Annotated in this window: 24 protein-coding genes and 1 other annotated feature; of the genes, 2 read left to right on the top strand and 22 right to left on the bottom strand. The window is 29.0% G+C overall.

Annotated elements, in window-relative coordinates; genetic code table 11:
- Positions 1-107: 107 nt before the first annotated feature.
- From B3603_RS21995 to B3603_RS22075, 17 genes are all read right to left on the bottom strand, one after another.
- Positions 108-1,526, bottom strand: coding sequence for a contractile injection system protein, VgrG/Pvc8 family (locus B3603_RS21995; RefSeq protein WP_291568997.1), 1,419 nt, complete (start codon positions 1,524-1,526; stop codon positions 108-110).
- Positions 1,526-2,125: a hypothetical protein gene (locus tag B3603_RS22000; protein WP_291568998.1), complete on the bottom strand. Its 600-nt coding sequence runs from the start codon at positions 2,123-2,125 to the stop codon at positions 1,526-1,528. Before B3603_RS22000 ends, B3603_RS21995 begins: the two co-directional genes overlap by 1 nt.
- An 88-nt stretch (positions 2,126-2,213) precedes the next feature.
- Entirely contained in the window at positions 2,214-2,993 is a 780-nt protein-coding gene (locus tag B3603_RS22005) for a hypothetical protein (RefSeq protein WP_291568999.1), read from the bottom strand.
- A gap of 174 nt (positions 2,994-3,167) precedes the next feature.
- Entirely contained in the window at positions 3,168-3,551 is a 384-nt protein-coding gene (locus B3603_RS22010) for a hypothetical protein (protein ID WP_291569000.1), read from the bottom strand.
- 45 nt (positions 3,552-3,596) lie between these two features.
- Positions 3,597-6,236, bottom strand: coding sequence for a molecular chaperone (locus B3603_RS22015; protein WP_291569001.1), 2,640 nt, complete (start codon positions 6,234-6,236; stop codon positions 3,597-3,599).
- A 16-nt stretch (positions 6,237-6,252) separates the two neighbouring features.
- A complete protein-coding gene (locus B3603_RS22020) occupies positions 6,253-6,948 on the bottom strand; it encodes a hypothetical protein (protein ID WP_291569002.1) in 696 nt (231 codons plus the stop codon).
- Positions 6,945-8,249 (bottom strand): normocyte-binding protein, encoded by a 1,305-nt coding sequence (locus B3603_RS22025; RefSeq protein WP_291569003.1) that lies wholly within the window; start codon positions 8,247-8,249, stop codon positions 6,945-6,947. The genes B3603_RS22020 and B3603_RS22025 overlap by 4 nt, the downstream gene beginning before the upstream one ends.
- Before the next feature lie 9 nt (positions 8,250-8,258).
- A complete protein-coding gene (locus tag B3603_RS22030; RefSeq protein WP_291569004.1) occupies positions 8,259-10,076 on the bottom strand; it encodes a PP2C family protein-serine/threonine phosphatase in 1,818 nt (605 codons plus the stop codon).
- Between the two features lie 26 nt (positions 10,077-10,102).
- Entirely contained in the window at positions 10,103-10,939 is an 837-nt protein-coding gene (locus B3603_RS22035; RefSeq protein WP_291569005.1) for a PP2C family protein-serine/threonine phosphatase, read from the bottom strand.
- 11 nt (positions 10,940-10,950) lie between these two features.
- Complete coding sequence (locus B3603_RS22040; RefSeq protein ID WP_291569006.1) at positions 10,951-11,475, bottom strand: FHA domain-containing protein; 525 nt, start codon at positions 11,473-11,475, stop codon at positions 10,951-10,953.
- Entirely contained in the window at positions 11,472-12,032 is a 561-nt protein-coding gene (locus B3603_RS22045; protein WP_291569007.1) for an FHA domain-containing protein, read from the bottom strand. Before B3603_RS22045 ends, B3603_RS22040 begins: the two co-directional genes overlap by 4 nt.
- Before the next feature lie 14 nt (positions 12,033-12,046).
- Complete coding sequence (locus B3603_RS22050; protein ID WP_291569008.1) at positions 12,047-12,487, bottom strand: J domain-containing protein; 441 nt, start codon at positions 12,485-12,487, stop codon at positions 12,047-12,049.
- Positions 12,488-12,570: 83 nt separating this feature from the next.
- Positions 12,571-12,996 carry a membrane-associated protease 1 gene (locus B3603_RS22055; RefSeq protein WP_291569009.1) on the bottom strand — a complete coding sequence of 142 codons (426 nt, stop codon included), beginning with the start codon at positions 12,994-12,996 and terminating at the stop codon, positions 12,571-12,573.
- Positions 12,997-13,043: 47 nt separating this feature from the next.
- Positions 13,044-13,469 (bottom strand): membrane-associated protease 1, encoded by a 426-nt coding sequence (locus B3603_RS22060; RefSeq protein WP_291569010.1) that lies wholly within the window; start codon positions 13,467-13,469, stop codon positions 13,044-13,046.
- Between the two features lie 126 nt (positions 13,470-13,595).
- A complete protein-coding gene (locus tag B3603_RS22065) occupies positions 13,596-15,761 on the bottom strand; it encodes a transcriptional regulator (RefSeq protein ID WP_291569011.1) in 2,166 nt (721 codons plus the stop codon).
- A 773-nt stretch (positions 15,762-16,534) separates the two neighbouring features.
- Positions 16,535-17,812: a serine--tRNA ligase gene (gene serS / locus B3603_RS22070; RefSeq protein WP_291569012.1), complete on the bottom strand. Its 1,278-nt coding sequence runs from the start codon at positions 17,810-17,812 to the stop codon at positions 16,535-16,537.
- 77 nt (positions 17,813-17,889) lie between these two features.
- Positions 17,890-18,098: a binding site (T-box leader), on the bottom strand.
- Positions 18,099-18,418: 320 nt separating this feature from the next.
- Positions 18,419-18,973, bottom strand: a complete 555-nt coding sequence (locus B3603_RS22075) for a helix-turn-helix domain-containing protein (protein WP_291569013.1) — start codon at positions 18,971-18,973, stop codon at positions 18,419-18,421.
- Positions 18,974-19,090: 117 nt separating this feature from the next.
- Here B3603_RS22075 and B3603_RS22080 point away from each other — a divergent pair, with 117 nt between their 5' ends.
- Positions 19,091-19,675, top strand: a complete 585-nt coding sequence (locus B3603_RS22080; protein ID WP_291569014.1) for a LysE family transporter — start codon at positions 19,091-19,093, stop codon at positions 19,673-19,675.
- Between the two features lie 222 nt (positions 19,676-19,897).
- Positions 19,898-20,461 (top strand): HDIG domain-containing metalloprotein, encoded by a 564-nt coding sequence (locus B3603_RS22085; RefSeq protein WP_291569015.1) that lies wholly within the window; start codon positions 19,898-19,900, stop codon positions 20,459-20,461.
- Positions 20,462-20,775: 314 nt separating this feature from the next.
- Here the strand turns inward: B3603_RS22085 and B3603_RS22090 are convergent, their stop codons facing one another.
- The 5 genes from B3603_RS22090 to B3603_RS22110 all read right to left on the bottom strand — a co-directional run bounded on the left by B3603_RS22090 (position 20,776) and on the right by B3603_RS22110 (position 25,541).
- Positions 20,776-21,873, bottom strand: a complete 1,098-nt coding sequence (locus tag B3603_RS22090; protein WP_291569016.1) for a helix-turn-helix transcriptional regulator — start codon at positions 21,871-21,873, stop codon at positions 20,776-20,778.
- Between the two features lie 496 nt (positions 21,874-22,369).
- Positions 22,370-23,260 carry an SPL family radical SAM protein gene (locus B3603_RS22095; protein WP_291569017.1) on the bottom strand — a complete coding sequence of 297 codons (891 nt, stop codon included), beginning with the start codon at positions 23,258-23,260 and terminating at the stop codon, positions 22,370-22,372.
- A 335-nt stretch (positions 23,261-23,595) separates the two neighbouring features.
- Positions 23,596-24,450: an AraC family transcriptional regulator gene (locus B3603_RS22100; protein WP_291569018.1), complete on the bottom strand. Its 855-nt coding sequence runs from the start codon at positions 24,448-24,450 to the stop codon at positions 23,596-23,598.
- A 262-nt stretch (positions 24,451-24,712) separates the two neighbouring features.
- Complete coding sequence (locus B3603_RS22105; protein WP_349676839.1) at positions 24,713-25,039, bottom strand: AraC family transcriptional regulator; 327 nt, start codon at positions 25,037-25,039, stop codon at positions 24,713-24,715.
- A gap of 142 nt (positions 25,040-25,181) precedes the next feature.
- Positions 25,182-25,541 (bottom strand): zinc-ribbon domain-containing protein, encoded by a 360-nt coding sequence (locus B3603_RS22110; protein ID WP_291569019.1) that lies wholly within the window; start codon positions 25,539-25,541, stop codon positions 25,182-25,184.
- Positions 25,542-25,604: the final 63 nt, after the last annotated feature.

Genomic DNA, 25,604 nt, shown 5'->3' on the forward strand with positions numbered 1-25,604 from the left:
GTGAATTGTGAACTGTGCATTGTGCATTGATAAATCCCCAGAGGTGGGAGAGTGGCGAACACTGCTCGCCGCTACAAAGTTTATTAAAGAAATTCGTTTAATTGGATTTACTCGATTTTAACTTTTCCGCCGCTCATTGTTACATTGTCTTGTATCTTCACGTTAGCTCCTGCTTGAGTTAAATCAACTCCACTGCTTCCTTGAATAGATACTTTTCCGCCTCCAGTTATCTCAATATCCTCTTTGGCATCCAGCACTATTTTTTTATCACTCTTAACTTCTATTCCGCCATCATCTGTTAATCTCATAAGCAAATTACCATTTCCTATTATTTCAACTGCTCCTGGTTTCATTACTACTTCTTTACCATACTTTGTACCAAGACTTTTTACAGAAGGATCGCTTCGTTTTTTAGAATCACTTGATTGAAGATTTACTGAGCTTATTGCATATGCATTTTTTTCTTCATTATCCGGGAAATATAATCTTATAGCATCTCCAACCTCAGGCATACAGTACCAGCCTGTACCATCTGGTGATGAATAAACTGTGGAGTAAGGAAACCATCTTGATCCACCTTTATTTTGGCCTCCATCTATTTTTAGATTAATTTTAACCACATCATTTTTTGTATCTAAAATATTTCCTTCTAAAGATATACCCACTATCTTGTCATTATAAATTTTTCTTACTTTTATTCCTTTTGCATCTCTCAAAACATATTTGTTCGAAATTACACCATTTACAAGTTCCATTTCTGACTTGTATATATAAAGGCTCCTGCCTTTAAAATTAACTAAATTGTGTAAATACATTATTTGGTTTGTTATCACTTCATAGCTTATTAAATTTACATCATTTAAGCCATTAACACCATTTCCTGATTTAAGCTTATATTCTTGTAATTCCTTCTTTATTGAGTAGTTAAATTCATCAAGCTTATATGTTTTACAACATCCTGAATTTCCTATTGAATATCTTATATTTTCTAATTGGCATTCTGGCACTACTGGTACATTAAAATGTGAAGCTAATCTTTTTATAAATTCCCAATCTGTTTCTTTATACTGAACTATGAATTTATCTATTTTAGTTCCATTAGTAATCTTATCTAGCATTTGAATACTTTTATATCCAGTGTTTACAATATTAAAGACATCCTTATAGCCTGAACTTTCATTTTGGAATGTTCTGCTTTTTTTGCTTATATCCATAAGAAAAGTTCTACTTAAGGCTTCTATCTCCAAAGTTCTAACCTCTCTATTTGCATTAACTTGAATGTTAGTAACTACTCCTTGAAAGACATGAGTTACAGAATTTTTGTCGTCTTTTACTGATAGTGCAATGTTCGTATCAGCATCTGCTGTTTCAACATATTTGTCTGCATTTTCTTCATCAATGATTCCACTTATATAAAGCTTTGCATGCTCATTCACTTCTCTAGTTATCTTTAGTTTTGTTATTTTTTGAAACTTATAAGGTGCTACTAAAATGTCTCCCTGAGTATACATGTATTCCCCACTCATTAAACTTCATCTCCATTCTCTTCCTTTACCACTCTTATAGTGTTAACAATTTGAAATGCAACATCTCTCCAGTCCTCATAGTTTTTATACAAGCAGCTAAAAGTTCCCATTAAAGTCTTTTCTTCAAATTCAAGAAAGAACATTAAATTATATAAAAAATCATCTATTGCTGAACTCTTAAACTCAAAATATCCTATATTTTTAGAATCAATATTTACAACACCATCTTCATAAAATACATTAGATGGATTAGTTTTTCTTATAATAGTCTTCATTCCGTCTTTTAATTCTTCTACACTTTCCTCATCTAGTGGACTATCAATAATATTTAAGGTTACTGCTATACTTCCATCTTCATTGCTCTTTATTATTTCTGGACGACTTTCTGATGGATATTTAAATTTTCTTACTTCTAACGGCATATCCTCAAAATCTTTTGGAATATATATTTTTAACTTTTCGTCAAAGAATTCTTTCTCTTCAAACTCATAATATCTCTCTCCGATTTTTACTGTGCCATTACATATATCTCTTTTTTCTTCTCTCTTTTCCGCTTCATTTATAAAATCTAAGATTTTCTCATCAACTCTCTTATCCACTTTTCCCATCCTCCTATATTTTCACAATTAAAGATTAAATTCTTGAAAAATTTATAATGATACTTGGATTTTTAAACATTATTATTTGCTAATCTATAAGTATAGTCTTAAATTTTCCGCTTTTTCTACGTTCACTACCGGCTTGTCCATTATTTTCCCTATTTAATACATCTAAAAGATAAAGATATAATTCTTCATTGGAGTAATCCTTTTTCTCAATACCTAATTTGTATAATAAATAGCTCGTGATTATTTCTTTTTGAACAGTATCCCTACTTTGAATACAAGTCATTCCAAAGGATATGTCCCATGCTTCACTAACGTTGGAACTTACTAATTGCCTTCCAAATTGTCTTAAAATATCAGGATTTAAACTGCTTTCACCATAAGCTGAATAAGGTGCATTTATTGTATTCACTGTGTCATACTCCGTTGACATATCCCTAAAATCTACATAATTATTTCTAAGCCTAGCTCCCTTTTTTAGCTTAAATCTGCAAAGCTCCATTTCATCTATATTTATTTGTAAGTTGTCATCTAAAAATATTTCAGACTCTAATTTAATGAAATCCTTATTTATGGTTTCTCCCAAGAATCTTATTTTTAATACTTGAACTTGGTTAGTTGATTCATATGGAATAGTATAGTTTTCCTTTAGTATATAAATCATATCTTGATGCTTTATTATGCCTTTAGTCACAATTATGTAATCATTATTTACCTCTATACTGCATCCTGAAATTATTCCATTAGAATATTCTTTAAAACTTATATCTAAAACTTCTCTTGGGAAATCTCTAAGTTCTTCTAGCATTTCAATCTTCAAAATTCTTCCCGGTTTAAATAGTGGATATGTATTTGAAAACACAGCTTCTCACCTCCTAAATTATAGAGATACAATGCGAAAACTTAATATATACTCTGGAAAATAAATTTTCTATAAAAATAGCTTAAATCCTTAGAAATTAAGAATTAATAATNNGCATAAGTTAAATTTTCATTAATGGACCCTATAATATGACTTAGAATATATTTAATTTATTTAAAATTTATGTAAGTCTTCATTGATTTCTATCTTTTTATTTTTGTGATAATGTATTGTTCCCCTTATTCCCTGGAAATAACATGTTCCAAAAGCAATGCTTATTATAAGGCCTCCAATATTACTCATACCGCTACTCAACATATATAGCTTACCTAATGTAAAATAAATGAATAGTATCACTGCACATACTCTACTTTTTTTATATACTCCAAAACCCAATCCTAATAAAAGAACTACATCTATTAAACCGTATAAACTTAATCCTAAAAAATTGTTATTTCCCAGAACTGATATTGTTATTCCTAATAATGTTATTAAACTACATGCTATTGCTAACCCCCATGCACTTTTTATGTAATTCAATGCTTTTTCATTATCCATGATTCTCCTCCATATTTGTTTTAGTTCTCAATACTTAACTTAAGGCTACTTAAGTCCATCAAAGAAATTTTTCTCCCACTGGTCATTTTCAAAAGGATAAAATTTATCTTTACCTATATAGAGTTTCTCATTATGTCTTAAAACTGAAGTGACATAAAATCCCCATAGTTCTTCCTTTGCCCAAACAAAGAATTTTACTTCGTTGTTTACAATACTATCTGTATCCTGCTGAGCAATAACGCCATCATACATTTTCTCTATTTCCTCTGGTAATATGGGTTTTAAATTTTCTTCTTCTGTTTCATAGTCGTATTCGTATCTTATTTGTCCGTGTATATCCTTTAGATATATCTTTAAAGTCACCTTTTCCATGACATTTTCCATAAATCTAGATATATGTCCCTTAGTTTTATCTCTGCCTTTAATTAAGCTTTTTTCTTCCCCCTCATGGGTATAACCACTTATAATATAAGGAAGTGCTGGAGTTTTTATATCTATTTTTATATCAGCATATCCAAAATTCTTAGCATGTAAATACTTAAGTGATCCATTAATACAAGCAAGTTTTAGGTCATAGTTCTCCTTAGTATCCTTTTTATTTCTCTTAACTTGAATAACTTTTCCAGGGATAAATTCCTTTAAGGCATCCTTAAATATTTCAACCCTACATGATTGTCCAGTTAATTTTATTATTGAGTAATCAAAAAGCTCATTGTTCTCATAGAGATTTTCTAAAAAACTCTTTATTATGTTATATATATCTCCCTTAAGTAAAGTGTTTATTTCATATACACTTATATCTATATTGGGAGCATCTTTCACTATTTGAAGTTTGCCGTTATATATATAAGAAAGCTTCCACTTATCAAACCTTATAGTATCTTCATTTACGCCTTCACTATCTTTTGATGTTAAATTCAATTTTAAAAGACTAGGATCACTAAAGAATTTCTTTTTTACCTGCTCTGCTAGTTCAAATAAGAAATAATAGTTGCTTTTCACCTTGTAATATTCTTCTTTTCGCTTGCATTCATAAAGTTTAAATTTAGTAGGAATTATCTCTTCTGCCTTTTCATACTCTTCATTTAATAGCTCATATACTTTTTCTATTCCGTATTTATCTATAGACCTAAATATGTCTATATCAAACTCATCCATTATAGTCTTATTTATCATGGCATTATTTTTAGATAACTCTTTAGCCATTAAAATCTTTATAAACTGCATTATTCTAAAGGTAAGATTATTACCTCCAAAATCCGTATCTCCATTTTCATAGGAGGTTTCTATATTTAGTTCATAAGAAACTCTATTATTGTATATGGTAAAATTACAAGCTGAAAGGTCAGTGGTTCCCCCTCCACAATCTATTATTAGAGCTTTATATTCCTCACCCTGAACATAGTTCTTTTTTTCTATTAATTCAGATATAGTGTTATAGAGAACTGCTGCACTTTCATCTAAAATATTTTCTTCTTCAACTACATAATCATTTAGTATTTCTTTAAACAAACTATGGAATTTATATTTCTGTTTTGATGGACAAGATATATATATGTGCTTAAATTTACATTTGAATCTTTGGTTTGCCTGGGATATTATATAAGTTAAATATGCTTTTATAATATATTTTCTTGCTATAAATGTGACTTTACCATTTTTATCTACTACTTTTTCAACTTTTTCAAAATCACTTACCCATCTTTTAATATCGTAAAATATAGTTAATCCATCATCTATATAGCTTCTTTTGGATTCTTTAATTGCATCATAAGCAAACATGTATTCTATATTTTCTTCTCCTATACTTCTTATAGCTACTACACTTGGAATAAGTGGTGTTACTTTTCCATAGTCCTTAGTTGTGTCTAAAATTTCCACAAGTCTTACTTGACTTTTATTCGCATCCTCATTAGACTCATCTCTATTATTCAGTGATAAAAATTTTTCTTTATTTATATAGATACCTGCTGTAGTATTAGATGTTCCAAAATCTATAGCAAGTGGCATTGAGGTTTCTTCTACTTCTTTTATTTCAAATTGCAATATAGGTAATGAGTGAAACTTTATAAATCCCTTTGTTATGTCTTTGTTTCCTTCATAAATGTTATAAATAAGTTCTGATTCTTCCTTTTCAAAATAAAGTAAGCTATAATTTTTAACTATTGATTCTTCTGATGGAATATCTCCATTATTTATCAAAAAATATTTATTTTCTCCACATTCATTTATTTTTTTAACATTAAATATACTGCAAATTTTAAAATCGCCATCTACTAAAAGCATATTTGCTTCTTCTAATTTATCTTTGCTTTCTATTTTATATCCATCATATATCTCAGTATTAAGTCCCTTATATATTGTTAACTTCCCTGGATACTCTATTTTTTTATCTTCTAATACAAGCTTTTCTGATTTTTTTAAAAATCTTTCTATTCTCTCTAGCCCACCTTCTCTAAGCTCGCTTATAAGAAGGCTATCTTCTTCTCCACGGTATTTCATTATAAGCTTTATTAATTCTTCTTTATCTAAGGGATTAACTAAGCTCTTTACTATTTTCTCTTTAATGCATATTTCTCTTAGTTGGAAGGTAGTCATAAGCTTAAGGTCTTTTTCTTTATATGTATTTTTATTATCTTTTTCTTTTCTATTATCTTTATATAATTTATATGAATACGAAGCCATTTTACCTCCTTAAGTTTTACATCATAATGATTTCATCAAGTATCATGGTATTTTCAGCACCTAAAATTCCAAAGTGTTGATTCCAATATATAAATGCATTAGTATTTATAGGCAAAAATAGTTTTATTATAGTTTCTATTTTTTTATTTAACTCCTGAGTTTTGCGTCTGCCTAAATATATATACATTTCTTTTGGATTATCTTGATTTATATATACTCTGTTATTTTTAAATACTTTGTTTAGTATTTTATTAAATAAGTGTAGAGATGCTCCTGTTTTATATAAAGTAATAAGCCCAGTTAATATGTAGTCTAGTTCATCTTTTTTAAAGTGCTTAATATTTAAATATAATTCCTCTCCAAAGAATCCATTTTTTATATCTTTCATAATAAACTTTTTATAAAACTCTTCTTTGCTTATACCTTGATTTAAATCTAATCTTCCTAGATAATGAATCACTATATCAAATAACACTTCTCTTAACTGGCTGCTTTCCTCTATGTTGACATCAAATAAGTCTTTAAATATATCATAAAATCTATAATAAGGATTAACCTCTACAACCTTATCTTCTGGTAAAGAGCTAGTATTAATATCTGTAAAAGCAATTTCCATGTATGGGCTAGATACCTTAGCTAATGTAAATTGAACTTCTTCTCTAGGTATGTTCTCTTTATCTGCTTTTAATAATATATCCCAAATGTAATTCATATTAATCTTCCTTCACAATGATACTCTGGATAAAACAATTGAATTTCTGATACTAGAAAACTTAGTATGTCTCTGTTTAAATAAAAATTATTGTCCTTTGCTCTAAAATAGAGAGCTAATACCTTTCCTCTATCTCCATCTCTTATTTCATCAAGAATAAATTCATTCATATTGTAGCTCTCTGAAGTTTTGGCTTGATTTTCAAAATTGGTTTTGTCCTCTTTTTCTTCATTTAGCTCTAAATATTTAAATTCTAGATATTTAGATACCTTAAAGGACTTTATAATTCTCTCTAATTCTGCCTTGGTTTTTACATTGCATTTGTTATTTAATGATAATTTTCCAATAAAACTAGAGTCCACCTCGTTAGACATAAGTTCATAGTTATAGATATCTATAGACGAGGTATTTTTAGAAATAATTTTATACACATCCCATTTTCTGCCCTCTTCTTCTGAGGAGCATATAACTATTGAATCTTTCATAAACTTTACATATTGAATATTATTACCTTCATAATTAACTAAGTATCCATGATTTCCCCTTTCCTTTTCAATGGATATCATATGTTCATAATTAATCTTATCCTCACAAGGCATTGGGAAACCGAGACTTTTAAGAGAAATCTCTTTTATATTCCAAAGAGGAACCATATCATACTCAATGAATTCCTCACATTCTTCAAAGTCTATGGAAATTTTATTTATATTTTCATCTTCACCTATATCTTCTTTACAGTTTATTAAAACTACATTAGCTATTTTATATATATAAGGATTGTTTATTGTAGTCCATGGAATGTTATTATTTATAAACATCTTATAAAGTTCATTGAGCTTTTTTATATATTCCTTGTTTTCTTTTAAAGAAAAATAAGCTTCATATGTATTTTTATTTGTCTCAATAATACCTTTGAAAGTTTTTTTACTGTTAAGTATATCTTTAACCATTAAATAGTCACACTTTAAAAATACCTTAAACATAGTCATAGGTTGATTTTCTCTTAAGGAATTTAAAAATTCCTCCACCTCATATATGCTTTCTTCCATATCTTCTTTTAATATAGGATACAAAAATTCATTAGTTGGATCTAATTCTTCCCGTTTTGCTATGGTAGAGAATACATTATACTTTCCTTTTATATCTTCAATCTCATTAAAAACTCTTTCTTCCAAATCATTGAATCTATTTTCTGTATACTCCTCTAAAGACATAAATACACCGCTTAAAATCTTTTTTAAAATCAATCTATCTTCTAAATTCTCAATATTATTTAGCTTTTCATAAATCTCATTTTTCATTTTTTCTCCCTATTCCTTACTCAATTCCTTATCTAAATCCTTATTTATCATTTCTAGCTTTTCATCTATCTTTTTTACTTCTTCCTTAAGGCCCTCTTTTTCATATAATTCTTTTGCTAAAGTATATAGTACCTTTGCCTCTTTAAAATTACCTTTGATATTTTTTTCGTCTCCATCCCTTTGATATCTATCTGCTTTAGATTTTCTGCTGGAACTTTCATCTATTTTCTTATCCATAAGTTTTATCTTGCTGTTTAATTCAGTTGAAAAAATATTAGAGCCTATTTGATCATAAAGCTGTTTTGCCATAATATAATACATTTTAGCCCCAACATAATCTCCTGCGCTATAGCTTGTATCTCCTTGTTTAATGTGATTTACAGCCTTATCTTCAATTTCTAGTTTCTCTTTTTCTTTCTCATCTTTTTCTTTTTTCTTATCTTCTTCTTCTTTCTTTTTCTTTTCTTCTGCTTCTTTATTTTCTTTTTGTTTTTCTGCTTTCTCTTCATAAATCTTATCTAATTTTTCCATTGCTTCTTTTCTTTCTTCGTTTAAATGAAGATCTGTTGCTAAGGTCTTTGCTTCTTTATAAAGTTTCTCTGCTTCACCTATATTTTTAAGGTCTAAGTTTGTATCTCCTAAGTATAATAAATCCATTACTTTTATAGAGTTTCTAACTAAATCTAGCTTGTCCAATACATAATCTTTAGCTAAATTATCAACCTCATCCATTTCATCTGAAGCATTTAAATATCCATCTAAAGCCTCTTCTTGCTTTTTATCCTTTAATTTGTTATCTGCATCAATTATAATTTCTGTAAATTTACAATATCTATCTAAACTTTTCTTTTCATCTTTCAATTTATATTTTGTGGCTATTTCCAAGGCTTTTTTATATTCTTCATTGGCTTTAGTTATATTACCATTGTCCACATATTTTACTGCACTTACTTTATAGCCATTCATATTTTCTATATTGTCTTTCTTCTTCTTTCTTTGTATATTAAAAATCACCCCGGAAATAATTAAAATTATAAGTATAGGTATAGCTATACTTATTATCTTTTTTATAATCTTTTCTCTATTAGGATTCCTATAAGTTTTATCTATAAAAATTCCTGCTATAGTATAATTCTCTATGTCCTTAAGCTGTTTTGATAACAACATATCTTCAACACTATTTGCTAACTCTTTTGGTTCTTTTGCCTCATCAATGGCATCTTCTATTTCTTTTTCATCTATGTTTTCCCATATTCCCCTTGTAATAAGGGTAATAATATCTCCATCTATTAACTTTATTTTCTTTGATATGTACGGTTCTCTTAATTCATCTTGTCCTAAATAACAATATAAGTTATTTCTCTCACTGTGAGTTGCTATCTTATCTACAGAAACCTCTTCTTTATTTGCTAAAACTTGTGTAAGAGACTGATCATTACTTTTATATCTTAAAGCTCCATCTCTAAACAAATGAAATCTTGTATTTCCAGCTACGGCATATCTAACCTTCACATAATCTGTTACAACCACCGTTATAGATGCCTTTAACTTTGTATAAATACCAGCTGAAGAAAGTTCTTCATTAGCTTCCTTTAGGTACTTTTTTATAAATCTTTTTTTCATAGTAGGTTTTTCAGTGAAACTTCTTATAATACTTGTAACAGCCATTTTAGCACTTTCTAATTTATTATCATCATCTATACCATCTGCTATTACATAACATGCATAATCATCTAATTCTATAAACGCAAAGTAATCTTTATTTTGTAAAAACGTGCCTGCCTCTGATACAAAAGCAGTCTTGAATTTTGAATTTAATTTTCTCATTCTTTCACCTCTAAACCTCTTTATAGTTATAAGTATTTCATAAGTATAATAGCCCCATTATATTTATCCTCTTTTTGCAAATTATCTATTTTATCTATTATTTTCTCTCCTATACCAGAAAAATTATTATCCTTAATAGTGCTTTCTATATCAGCCCATGTTAAAGCTTCATAAATACCTCTATTCATTAAAATAATAATGTCATTCTTTTTCATCTTTATAGGAGTATCAAAAATTTCAAAGTTTTTAAATTCCTCCATACCAAGATAATATAAAAGTTTTCTCTCATTAACAGCGGATAATGCCATTTCCCTGGAAAGTTTTCCCTCATAAAACCCTTGTTTTGCTAAAACATCTAAAGTATGTCCTTCATTTACTTTAAAAAGTTCATCATCTCTTAAAACTGCTATAATCGTATCTCCTACCATAGCGTAATAGAGAAATCCATCTATTATTGCCGCACTTACTAAGCTAGTGCCTCCATAACTACCATTAATTCTATTTAAAATTTCTCTATTGGAAGAACTAAATGCTTTATTAAAAAAATATTCCATTTTTCCTGAAGTTCTATGATTTAAAAAAATATCTATAAAAGTATTAACTGCTACTTTGCTAGATATTTTCCCTCCCCTATTCTTTCCAAATCCATCTGCTAAAACTGCAAGAGTTCCAAAATTTGAAGTTACCACTTTAAAGCTATCCTCTTGCACTTCTTCCCTACCTATGGTACATGCTGCTTCTACCTGTATAATTTCTTTTTTGTATATTTTAAGCAAATAAATTTTTAATAATATAAGAAAAATTAATAAGCTTATAAGAACAGCTAATAAAATATAGTAATTACTTTTAATTAAATCCATCATAGTAATTACCTCTAATCATTATCTTCCCATTCAAAATGTTCTCCACAGAATGGTACAAATAAAAACTTGCTTTTTCCAAGTTCAATTACATCATAAGCTGTTAGTTCTGTTGGCATATAAGCTGCATCCCCATTTAAGTAAGCAATTCCTGATGAATCTCCTGGCAGCAATACATTGTTTTTCTTCTTTTGATCATATACAACAATTGCATGATTTCTAAGAGAAACCTTATTATCCCCAATTATTTGTATGTCCATGTCATCTGCTCTACCTATGAAGTTTTTTCCTGCTTTAATTTTATAATCTTTACCTACTCTTGCTCCTTCAATGCATACAAGCCATCCACAGACTGGTTCAATTTCTTCATATAAAAGATCTGTTTCTATGTCCAATTCCTTTTGGGAAGTAACTTCATTACTCTTTTTTGAAGCAGTTTCTATGTTACAATATGGGCATAAAGTCCCATAACGTCTCTCACTAAACATATGACCATTTTCACATCTNNATAAGTCCCATTTTAAATCACTCCATTTCATCTAAGTAAAAGCTTAATTTTCCCAACAAATAATATGTCTCCTTTTTTTATGGTACAGGGACTATATTTTGCTACTTTATAAACAATATTGTCTTCTTTCTTTTCTATAGATATTTCATTAACTGAGCATAGATCTTCTATATACCATTCTCCCCCTGCATAATTTAATACTGCATGTTCATAATCTATTAAATTAGAGTATATAGATTCACTTAAATCTATATCTACTTTGTTTTCTTTATTACTTTTACCAATTACCATTGATACTTTTTCTGATAAATTCCACTCTTTTATAATTTGATTATCTTCATTTACTAAAACTATGGATTTAATTGAATGAGCATCATATGGCCTATCTATACCTTCAATTATCTTAATAAAAAATATTATTCCTATTATCACTAACCCTGTTATAAGTATGGTTTTAATTTCTTGTGATTCTATTGTTACATATATTAAAACCCCTATTAGGGTAAGAATTATTCCCATAAATAAATTTATTATTTCTATTACTTTTAATATTTTCTTATCTTTATTTTTTATCTTTTCATGATTCAAAGTAATTCACTCCGTTACTTCTTTTTTGAGTTAAAAAAGCTATTGAAAATTGCAGAAGTGTCCATAGGATTTTTTGAATCCTTTTTTAAAAAATCATCTCTTACTTCACTGGTGTTTCCATTAAACCCAAAGAATTCTTCAAATTTGCTATTTAAATTCTCCATAGCATCTTTAATATCTCCAGTTTTTTTACTATATGTATTACCCTTTTTCTTTTCCCTATTATTTTTTAAAGGGTCTTGTGTTTTAAAGATTTTCTCATCATATTCTTTTCTACTTTTCTCATCACTTAAAACACTATAAGCTTCATTTATAAGTTGAAACTTTTCACTTAAGGTCTTATCTTTTATGTTAGTATCGGGATGATACTTTTTAGCTAAGTTTCTAAAGGACTTTTTTATCTCATCCTTAGTTGCATCTTTAGATACCTCTAATATTTCATAAAAATTTTTCATACTTTCCCTCAATTTTAAAAATTATAGGAGAACTAAGTCTCCCATAATTTATACTTTAGAATTTACTTGTCTACTGCTCTTTATTAAGCGCCGTAGCCACCTTCTATTGTAACTTTATCAAGCTTGTCTTTCTTTTGCTTAATTATAAGCTCAAAAGTACCTACTCCTTCTGTATCTCCAAAATACTCTTTATAATCTACAACAAAAGCATTTGGGAAGAATATCTTTCTTATAATTTGGTCTGCTGAAAGTACTTCTACAGTAACCTTTCTATAGCAATCAGCCTTTTCTGCTGGAATTAATGACCAAACTCCCATTTGTCTTGTGCTATCAAATTCTTCTCCATCTAAAGCTGTTAGTATTTTTCCACTAATAACCATAGTGCTTCCAACATCTTTTGAACGAGCATTTGAATCTTTAGGAGTATCTGTTTTAAGAACTACCTTTTTAACGCTTTCTACTCCAAGTGATATCTTGTCAGCGCCTTCTATTAATACTCTAAATCCCATTTTCTCACTCCCTTAAATATTTTAATTTTATTTTTCATAAGGATTTACTATTGTCCAAATCCACCTTCGAATTTAACCATTGCAGTTTTGTCTTTCTTTTGTTTAAGATGTAACTCAAAAGTTCCTACGCCTTCTTCATCACCATAATCTTCTACATAATCAACCACAAAAGCATTTGGAAGATTTATTTGTCTTACTATTTGAGATGCTGATATAACATCTATTGCTACATTTCTATAACAATCTGCTTTCTCTGCTGGAACAAGTGACCATTGTGCTAACTTTATAGTACTGTCTGCAGCCTCACCATCTACTGGTGTTAATATTTTTCCTTTAATAATTAATGATGTTCCAAGGTCTGTGGAACGTGCATTAGAATCGTCTGGAGTATCTGTATTAAACTCCACTGTTAGAATGTTTTCGATTCCTAGATCGATAGTTTCAGGACCTTCAACCTTTAATTTAAATCCCATTTTCTCTCCTCCTTCTATAAGTTATATTTATAATTGACTTTTGGTAATATTTATTATCAAAAGCAATTTGCTTAGTTATTTTTTAAGTTTTTAAACTTAAACTATTATATAAAATTAAATTATAAGTTAACCTGCAACACTTGTTGTTATTTCAACTTCTAAATTCTTAACGTTTCCGTTGAAGATTATGTCTATATTGCAAGTACCACTACTTTCATCTATGGAGAAGCTTATGTCATCTCCCTCTTGAATAATAGAATTTATATTACCTTTGCTAGATAACCATTTACTCTTCATACTACTTGGATTATTGCTAAAGAACTTAACAATATTATCTTGTTTAAAGTCATTAGTATGGAATCGTAACATTCTTTCTATATAAGTAGTTACTAAGGTTTTATATATTGACTCAAAGTCTGAACCTACAGTTAGTAGACTTCTTGCCTTATAAACTGTTATTTGTTTTATATCTTTTCCATCTATCTGTGCATTATCTGATGAAAATATAAATCCAAATTTCTTTCTATTTATTGAATTTTTTATTTCATTAGTAAAGCCTGATATTTCTTTTGCTAGTGTAGTTGTAACTTTTAATGAATTATCTGAGGATTCAATATCGAATCTAACTCCTGGATATTCATAAGATACATTTTTATAGGATTCTTTTAAAAACTCTGGGCATTGATATGCAGCTACAAGTCCTGCTGATATATATGCTCCTCCTATATAAACACCTTCTATCCAAAGCTTTAATATATCTTCCTTTTCTTTAGAAAGTTTAGCTACACCTTCGTCAGTTACAATCATTCTATTATCAAGAACAACTCCTGATTTATCCTTTGGAATTATTGTAAAGTTAGGTAAGCACGGTATAGCGAATTCACTATAGTCCTTTCTAATTAATGGAGAACATTTATCTATGAATCTATCTATTCCCGCTGTAGCTATATGATTAAAGCTTGTTTCCTCTCCTGTTTGGAAACTAAAGAAAACTTGAATACGATAATTTTTTACACAATCTAAAAGTAGTGCTAAATCTTCCATAGTAGTTCCATCCGTCTTATTTGACTGAACATTACCTTTAAATCTCTCTCTTCTTACTTTATTTTTACTTACTCCTTCTAACTCAACAGATGGAGCTATTCCAAACCAAATTGTATTAGTAAAATCGTTTTTATCATTTACTGTATTTAAATAAGCATTAAATCTTGGTAAATTATTTGGATTAACCAATCTATTAACTGATACATTAGTAACTAATAAAGATGGAACCATACCTTTGTTCTTTGTTTTATATTGATCAAAGAACATTTTAACTCCTATTAGTTTTTCTACTAGTGGTTTAACTGTTTTTATGAAGTCATCTTTTGCACTTTTATAAAACTCTAAATATGTATTATAATTTGTTGCCTCTTTTTCTACATCTATCTTACTCTCCATAGTTGAAGCTAAAGGACAAAATGTTCTTACCACTAAGCTTTTTACATAATCTGTTTGGACATCATTTACTGCTTCATAATCTTCTTCAAAAGCTTCAATTAATCCAGCATTTGCATTATCATCTAAGGCAACTAGTGCTGTATCTTCAGTTTTAGGAGCTTCTAATATTTTAAGTTCTCCATTTTCACCCATGCTTAATGCACCAATTTTAAGCTCAACACTATCTGATTTATTTTCTTCTTGTCCAAGAAGTAACCTAGTTTTGATATCCTCAATAGCTAGAGGAATCATAGCCATAACATTGTTATAGTTATTACTAGCTTCTTCGAACATGTAGTTAAGCTTGTCTCCTAAATCCAACTTGCTTGGATCTTCTTCATCTAGTTCCTCATATTTAGAATATAAATATTGAATTTCTTTTCTTGATTGTTTAATATCATCCATAACTTTTTTTGGTGATATCATATCTAGCAAGTTTTCAAATTTAAAATCTACATTTGCTATACCTTGAGCACTCTTTGTATCAATTAATGTAAACAACATTTTAAGAAAATCATTTGACTGATTAATAGGAATTTCTGTTACATACCCTTCTGGTAGATTTTCTGGTTTTTCTAAGGTATACATAACTTTTTGATTTGTTGCATTATAGAAAGAATAAACAACTGGTGAAAACTTATCTAAAAACTCATCAAAATTTCTAACTAGAAGATGTTCATTAATTTCTTTTATCTTATCGTCATTTAGACTATTAAGACCTTTTGTGTCACCTATTATTGAGATTAAATCTAACCTTTCAGGATTTATTTCCTCAAATAATATGGTTCGATTAGTCTGTTCAATAACTTCCATTCATGTCACCTCTTTACATTTTTATATATTACATCATTTAATTTTTATCGCACGTTTAAATTAATCGTATGGAAATTTCCTTTCTTTATACTAAATTTACATTTTATATTATTTTTATTTTATTTTTTCAAATTTGTTGTAAATTGTAATTTATCATATTATTTTGTAATTCACAGTTAATTTATGTATTTAAAATTATCATTTTTTTAATAATATTTTTATATTTTATAAATTAAAACTAAAAATTAGGATTTTTTTAATTTGACTATCATAGCATATTAATTTAATATTCATCTTTAAAAAATTAATATATATTTTTTACATTATATGTAACATGGTAAGACTAACTGTATACGAGGCTTATTGAATATTTTCATTATATTAAATTAGCTCTAAATTCTATTCATGAGGTGTATATTATAAATTTTATTATATAAATTTTCATAAAATTTACATATATGGATATTACATAGTTTTAAAGTATGATTTTGTAGAAAAAAGTATTTTTATATAGGTCATTATTCGATGTAAAATAATATAATAAAAACATCCTTCTAAGCATTGATAATAATGGCTTTGTTATATTCCCATGATTAACTCCTTCTAAAATATTTATATTTTTATTTTTTAGAAAAAAGTAAAAAAGCCTGATCTAGGTTAACCCCTAAATCAGGCTTTTTTTCTATGAAATTTTATTTAGTTAGATACTTTTCCAAAATCTTTATGCTCATCATTTCATAAAATTATATATTAATCTTAAATATTTTTTACTATTATTTAATTACTGTCATACCGCCCATATATGGTTGTAATGCAGCTGGAATATTTACAGAGCCATCTTCGTTTAAATTGTTCTCTAAAAAAGCAATCAACATTCTTGGAGGTGCTGCTACTGTATTATTTAATGTATGTGCAAAGTATTTTCCATTTTCGCTATCTACACGGATTTTTAAACGACGAGCTTGTGCATCGCCTAAGTTAGAGCAACTTCCCACTTCAAAATACTTCTTTTGTCTAGGAGACCAAGCTTCTACATCCACTGATTTTACTTTTAAATCTGCCAAATCTCCAGAACAACACTCTAAAGTTCTCACTGGTATATTCAAAGATCTAAAGAAATCTACTGTATTTTGCCATAATTTATCATACCACATCATACTGTCTTCAGGCTTACATACAACAATCATTTCCTGCTTTTCAAATTGATGAATTCTATATACTCCTCTTTCTTCTATTCCATGAGCTCCTTTTTCCTTTCTAAAACAAGGTGAATAACTTGTTAATGTTTGAGGTAAAGAAGCTTCTGGTAATATGGTATCAATAAATTTACCAATCATAGAATGTTCACTGGTTCCTATTAAATATAAATCTTCGCCTTCGATTTTATACATCATAGAATCCATTTCTGCGAAGCTCATAACACTAGTTACAACTTCGCTACGAATCATAAATGGTGGAATACAATATGTAAAACCACGATTTATCATAAAGTCTCTAGCATAAGAAATTACTGCAGAATGAAGTCTTGCAATATCGCCCATCAAGTAGTAAAAACCATTACCAGCAACTTTTCTAGCACTATCTAAATCAATTCCATTTAATTTTTCCATAATTTCAGTATGATATGGAATTTCGAAATTAGGTACAACGGGTTCACCATAACGCTCTATCTCTGCATTTTCACTATCATCTTTTCCAATTGGTACACTTGGATCAATTATATTTGGAATAGTCATCATAATTTTTTTAACTTTTTTCTCTAGTTCATCTTCCTTTGCTTCTAACTCAGCCAAACGTTCAGAATTTGCAGTAACCTGCTTCTTTGTTTCTTCTGCTTCTTCCTTTTTCCCCTGAGCCATTAATGCACCGATTTGCTTTGAAATCTTATTTCTATTAGCTCTTAAAGCTTCAGCCTCCTTTTTTGTATCTCTTAACTCAGCATCTAAAGCAATAACTTCATCTACTAAATTTAGCTTATTGTCTTGAAACTTATTTTTTATGTTTTGCTTAACAATATCTGGATTTTCTCTTACAAATCTTAAATCTAACATATTTTTACCTCCTGATTAAATATATATATATTATTATTTGAAACCATAAAATAAAAAAACCCCCATCCCAATATATAAACTGGGACGGAAGGTATCCGCGTTGCCACCCAAATTGCTGATAAATAATAAAAATCAGCCACTCGAAATTAGTATTATAGAGGATACCACCCTTTCGATTCATCACCGACAGCTCCAAAAGTGGAAAGATTTAGTCTTTCACCGATTCACACCATCCATCGGCTCTCTGAAGAAATTCATAAATCGTAGCTTTTATAATCACTGTTTTTTGCTATATTTTATTATTTATTAATTATATATATATTCATACTGATTTTCAAGTAAAGACTGACTATTTTGTTTTAATTAATTAAATTTATTCCCTAAAACAAAATAAATATTCTTAATTTCCTATATTTTTTCATAAATTTCTAGAGATTTATGCACTTCTCCAAACTAATAAAAAAGTGATATCTTTAATAAGTTATCACTTTTTCTAATACAATAAATGTACTCAAAGGCCTTAGTATATTATTACTTTAAATATCATAAAATACCTACTCATATTAAACTACATACCCTCTCTTTATTATCACAAGAAGCGAGATTCTAAATTGGATAGTAAATAACCATACTTAATGAGCAAATTGTATCACCTGTATTTTTATAAACATGAGGTTTATCCGCCTTAAATCTTATAGAATTACCTTTTGTTATAATAAAATCCTCACCGTTTACACTTATAGTAAGCTCTCCGGAAAACACAGTTATAAATTCTTGGGTACCTTGTTGGTGAGCTTCTGAAGCTAAATGTCCTTTATTATCAATTTCAATAGAATAAGTTTCAAATCGAGTTGTGTTATCAAAAGGAAATATAGGAAATATCCTAATCTTACCCTCGTCCTCAATAAGTGGCTGTACTTGAGACTTATCTATAATTTCAAAATCAGCCTCTGATATACTCATAAGTTCAGTACATGATATTTTAAGTCCATTTGCAATCTTCCATATTGTTGACACAGTAGGATTTACTTCACATCGTTCAATCTGACCAAGCATACTCTTACTTACATCAGTCATCTTCGAAAGATCGTTAAGGCTAAGTGCTTTTTCTTCACGAAGTCTTTTTAAATTTTTCGCAATAATCAAATTAAGCTTTTCCAAAATTTAACCTCCAATTCATTGACAGTATACTGCACAAATAGTATCATTATATTGTACAGTATAATATATCGTTCTTTTTGTATATTATATCATACGAAAATTAGGAGGTAAATATACATGCCAAATCTCACAGCATTCTTATCCTATGTCCTTATTGCAAACTTTGCTCCTGGGGCAAATACTATTATATCAATGTCAAATGCAGGCCGATACGGATTTAAGAAAAGCATAATGTTTAATGTAGGTGTTTTCTTTGGTGTATTTACTATATTTGTTCTAAGCAGTATATTTAGTGTAATACTTTATGACTATATCCCATCAATTAAATTAATTATGGCCTACGTTGGTGCAGCTTATATTCTATGGCTTGCATGGCAAATCTACAAAAGTAACCCTCAAAATGACGATAAGACACAAAAGCGTACAAACACACTTTTATCGGGATTACTTTTACAATTTGTAAATCCTAGTGTTATTATTTATAGTCTTGCAACAGTTTCAACATTTATAATGCCTTATTACAAATCTACATTTACGCTTTTATATTTTTCTTTAATTCTCGCTTTTGTTGGCTTTGTAGGAACCTGCTGCTGGGCATTGTTTGGTTCTATTTTTCAAAGGTTCCTTATAAAAAATTATAAAATTGTCAATATTGTTATGGCACTATTGCTTGTCTATTGTTCTATCTCATTATTTCTTTAGTCAATAACTATTTGAAAATTAAAAAATAATTAATTCTAATATAATCATTATAAAATTTTATTATCTAAAAAATAGTTCTGTTAAATACTTGCCTAATCTTTATCTATATTTTTATTTTTACAAATTAAAATCACAGCTTCTAGTTAAATAGGCAAGTTTATATATAAATATGAATTAAGTTAAAAAGTTACTATTAACTTTAGCTTAAAGAGGAGGTTACATATGGAACGTAAAGAAGCATTAGCATTATTAAAAGAACATGTTAAGACAGACCGTGTATTAAGGCATTCTCTTGCTGTTGAAGGTGCAATGATAGCTTATGCAATAAAATTTGGGCAAGATGAAGATTATTGGGGATTATTAGGATTACTTCATGATATTGACTTTGAAAAATACCCTGAAGAACATCCAAATCGCGCTCCTGAAATTCTTGAAGCTGCAGGCTTTGATGAAACATTTATTGCAAGTGTTCTTTCTCACTCTTCAGAAACTAAAATCCCAAGAGACTCAAAAGAACGTCAATGCCTACATGCAGTGGATGAAATGGCAAGCTTCATCATTGCAATTGCATTAATGCGTCCTACAAAACTTGAAGGATTAAATGCCAAATCTGTAAAAAAGAAAATGAAAGATAAGGCCTTTGCCAAAGCAGTAAATCGAGAACAACTAATAACATCTGCTGAAGAATTAGGTGTTGAATTTAATGATCATGTAGATACCATTGTTAATGGTCTCATTGCCCATGAAGCAAAGCTGCAAGAAGAAGGATACAGTTTATTAGATTAACCAGCCAGGCACTATATTGACTAGATTATTTCAAAACAATAAAATAATAAAAATAGAAATTAAGTATAGGGATAAGCGTAGATTTACATCAATGAAAATTCACGCTTATCCCTATTTAACTTCTTTAGCAAACTAACAATAGTTTTACTTTAAGCTACTTTTTACTACAAACTTTACCCACCAAGCTTATATAATATATATAGATATATCAGCTCTAAAATNNTGTTCGCCAGTTCTTTTTAATATGCCTTATAGTTTAACATTTATTCAATAATATGTGGCGAACACTGTTTGCCGCTACGGTTAATCAATTTTCATATAGTCTTTTCCTTTTTTATTTCTTCAATCATCCACTCATATTGTAAATCTCCAAGTCCGTACTGTGAAAACAGTGTGAGTAGCTCTTTTACGAGATTTTCCTTATTAAGATTGTTTCTGATATAACGTATGATATCACTGTTTTCTTCTCGGTAGCCAAGATATAAATTCATTGCCTGATAAGTGACAGGCAGCATTTTTGCATCACATTTTTTTCTATCACAAAGTATGGTTTTATAAATATAATTATAACCATCTGTATCAATTTCCACAGCATCAGGCAGCATTTTATCCTTTTGCTCTTGTGCCATGCAAAAAAGTACATCACCATCAAAATGAATTTGCTCCAAATACGAAAGAATCGTAATAAGATTCATCTGGCAGAACATATCATCACCAAACCATAAAACGATAATGTCAAACTGTTCATTAAACAGCGGCTTTAGCGGCTCTATTACAATTTTTTTATATCCTTCAATTGTCGAGTTGAGGGAATGCGCTCTTTTTTCAATAAATTCAGGCGAAAAAATTTTTTCGTCCGTTTCACCCCAGCACATGGCTTCATTAAATGGAATATAGACAGCTTTTTCATTCATCAAGTTATCTCTTTGAAAAGAATCAAGCATACACAAACCGTTTAAAATATGCAATGTTTTTAAGGGATAGTTTCTTTCAATTTGACTTTGTACATTCTTAATAATTTCATTTTTCATTGCTGTATTCTCCTTATTTTGAAATGGTGGAGAACTATTTTTCTGATAAACAGCAAGCGGCAGCGGATTTTCACGAAACCTTTTTGGTGACATTCCAATCATAGCAGAAAACGCTCTTGAAAATGCCTCCTGAGACGAATAACCGTATTTTATCGCAATATCAATAATTCTGTCATTAGTACTTTTAAGCTCACTTGCAGCACAAACCAAACGTCGCTTTTGCATATAGCTTTTCATGGTTTCACCAAAATAACGATGAAAAATAACAGAACAATAATAGGGTGAAAAATTGCACTGCATTGCCAATTCACTTAGGGAAAAATCCTCTGTTAAATTTTTCTCGACAAAATCCAGTATTCTTTTCATATTGGTGTCTATCATTAAACATTCCTCCTTTTTAAGGATAGTAACACATATTTAATATTTTATTTTGATATTAATTGTGATATTAAATATTTTGTGGCTTCCATATTTAACAATAAGATATTCGAAGCAGTGATAACCTTACCTTTCAGTTTAATCTGACCTTTATAGATTTCATCATGATTCCATAGGTTTAGTGGTCATATTACAGAAAAAATAGTGGATAAAAGCTTAAAAAACTATTCTTAAAAAGACCAATAAATGTGATAAAAAATAAAAAGATACTAGTAAATAAAGACAATGACAAAATAACTGATTAAGTCAATTGGTATTGGAAAGCACAAGAAACCTTCTGGATGAAAATTAAAATTGTAATTTTAAATAAGAATTACCGGGGAAATGGCATAGGTTATACCGATTTAAAGATGTGGATTAATGAAATTTTCTTCGACATTAAGCCAAGTGACTGTCACTTGGCTTAATGCAATCTATTCCTATGCTTATAATATAAATATTAAAGAAAAGATAACTGCTCATTAGTAGATTTATTTAATTTATCTTTCATTGGCTTTGAATAACTATCGGAAAGATTGTATTTGCCTTTTAATTCATTAACCATAATATAAAGCTTATCCTTATACTCCTTGTTGGCACCACCTGTTTTATATATGGTTTGTAATGGCTCATACAAATGATTAAAATCCTTTTTTATAAAATCAAAGAATACCGAACGAGTCTTTCCTCTTAGATAGAGTACTCCAGGTAGTACATAACTAACCCTACAATCAGCAGCGTTAGAATATAGAGCATCAATATTATCTCTTCCATCTGTTATATACGGAATGATTGGCATAAAGTGAAGTCCCGTGGATGCCTTTGTCTTTGAGAACTCCTTTAACATAGCAAATCTTTTAAGGGATTCCACACCATTTGGCTCTATTTTTCTACGAATATTTTCATCCATACAAGTAATGGTTGCTGCAACATTTACATAAGTAATAGAACTAAGTTCTGCAATTAAATCATAGTCTCGCAAAATCAAATCTGACTTTGTGGAAATGATGCAAGGTGTTTTGTATTTTATCATTAGTCGTAGAATATCTGGCATTATTTTGTAATGTGCTTCTATTTGTTGATAGCTATCGGTTACGCCACCAATATTAACAACTTCTCTTTTCCAAGTTGGACTGCTGAGTTGTTCTTCCAATCGTTCAACAATATTAGTTTTAACATATATATCCTCAAAATATTGCTCAGAACCCATATATTGATGTGAGTACATAGCATAACAGTATTTACAGCCATGCTCACACCCCCTATATATATTTAAATCCCAAGCAAATGGTATTTTTCTTTTTAATTTATTACATGCTGTAGTACAAGTTATCTCTTTGTAGCTTGCCATATAAATTCATCCACCTTCATATATTTATGTAATTGAGAATTGACGATTGACAATGGACAATTATGGATACTTCTCTTTTATAAGAGAAATTTTCAATTGATTTCTTTTCGTGTGACACAGTCACTTGTATTAAAAAATCTGTTAAAGAAATTAGTTTTATTAAAACTAATTTCCATCATAATTCTCAATTGTCTATTCTCAATTCTCCATTAATTAAATTTGCAAATTAAAATATTTAAAGATAGCCAAATTTAGCTATATATTATTTTTTAAAGTAGTTTATCTATATTAAAATAAATTTAATACTAATAATTGTTAGTTTCTTCTCTCAACTTTTATTGGTTTTTTCTAATTGGTATCCAAACTTCAAACTTTGAATTAGCTGGATCTTGATTTAAATATAATTCAATATCTGGTGCATCTGCATATTCATATCCTGACGTTGGTAACCACTCTGTAATTATTCTTTTTTCAATTTCTTGAATTGCTGTTGGCATAGTACCTTGTCCAGGAAAAACTGCCCAAGTGCCTGTAGGTATTACATATTCATACATCCCCTCTGGTACTTCTTTATCAGTTTCTACAGCTACATAATATTCCCATCTCTCTAAGTTATCCATACAAGCACTAACCCCTAATACCCCCTTAGAGTCTGCATTCATAAGAGATACTATTTGATTAATTGTTCCATTTTGTGCTGATTCTTGCCATAACTTAGGTACAGATTTAAAATTTTTCTCAATATTCTTTTCTAATAGTGCTTTTACTCCCACTATTCTAATTTCTTCTTTTTTAACTATACTATACTCCATTTCTCCTACTCCTTTTATTGTTATTTTAAAACTAATAGGAGGATATGCTTTTAGGAAGGTTCCCTCTTTTTGAGCTACTGAAGGTGATACATGATGTATTTTTTGAAAAGCCCTGTTAAAAGCAGTTGGAGATTCATAACCATAGCGTAAGGCTACGTCAATTACCTTATCTCCACTTTGTAAATCAAGGGCAGCTTTTGTTAATCTCCTATTTCTTATATACTCTGATAGTGGCACTCCTGCTATATATGAGAACATTCGTTGAAAATGATAAACTGTACAACATGCTATCTTTGCTGCTTTTTCATACTCAATTTCTCCATCTAAATTTGCTTCAATATATCCTAGTGCTTCATTTAAATTTTCTAACCATTCCATTAAGCTATCTCCTTACAAATAATAGTATAGTGAATTATAAATTTAAAAACCTCTCATCTAATGCACAAATATGAGAGATTGCTATTTACTTATTAATTAAATTTTTGTTTTATATTCAAATTATACCATATTTTGTTTACGTATTTAAGAAATAAAAACCTCCCTTATTTAAGATACGGTTCTCAATATCACAAATAAGGGAGGTTTTATTATTTTAAATTCAATAGAAACAATACTGCTAAAGCTAATCTTTCCTCGACAGCTACATTGATTTTATTAGCATATAAATATCGAGAAAATGTTTTTTCTCTGTATGTGTATTAGGGTCATTCATATACATCTCGAAAACGTAACCGTCTTCTGGTTGAAAACCACTGTTTGGGGACCACTCATCATAAATATAATTCCAAGCATTTGCATGATCACTTGGATCATCAATTTCAAAGTGACCAATTGCATACTTGCCCTGCGAAATAACCATATTTCCTATTTTACCATCTACGTATACATCTTCAGAAACTGCTAAGCTTATACTTATTCTTAGATTCTCTTGTTTAGTAAATTCAAGGCTATCATGATAAATTGAAATTTATCTACGCTATGCTTAATATTCTAATTTATAATTACCAATAAATGTGTTAATATAAAAGTCCCTAACGAAAATGTTAAGGACTTTTCTATTAATAATTATAATTTTATAATAACATCACAAAAGATAGGTTAACTATTTTCTAGTTAGCCTCATCTTTATACTCCTCCATCTGTTTTAAATAGTTAATTTGAGTTTCTGTCTTTCCTCTATATTTCATATCATCATTAACAGGATTTTGGTTGATATTATTAGATTGAGATGTTATAGAGAGCTTCATTTCTTGAAATTGCTCTTCTGTAAGATCTATGTAACTATAACATTTTGGACAAGTAATACAATATTGCTTTCTATATGGTATTATTGGAATGAAAAATAACGTAAACCATGTTCTTACAACACATAAATTCCAAACTTCAGTACTATTACAATAGTTACATGGACGTTCAAATACTGGTCCGACAATCTTTCTAGTCACTTTCCCCCATCCCCAAATTATCATTTTATCACCTCATATCAATAATCTTTCCTAATTGTACCATTTTGCAACATTTATCTCAATATA

The sequence above is a fragment of the Clostridium sp. UBA2485 genome (assembly GCF_002341865.1).
Lineage (GTDB): Bacteria > Bacillota > Clostridia > Clostridiales > Clostridiaceae > Clostridium_J.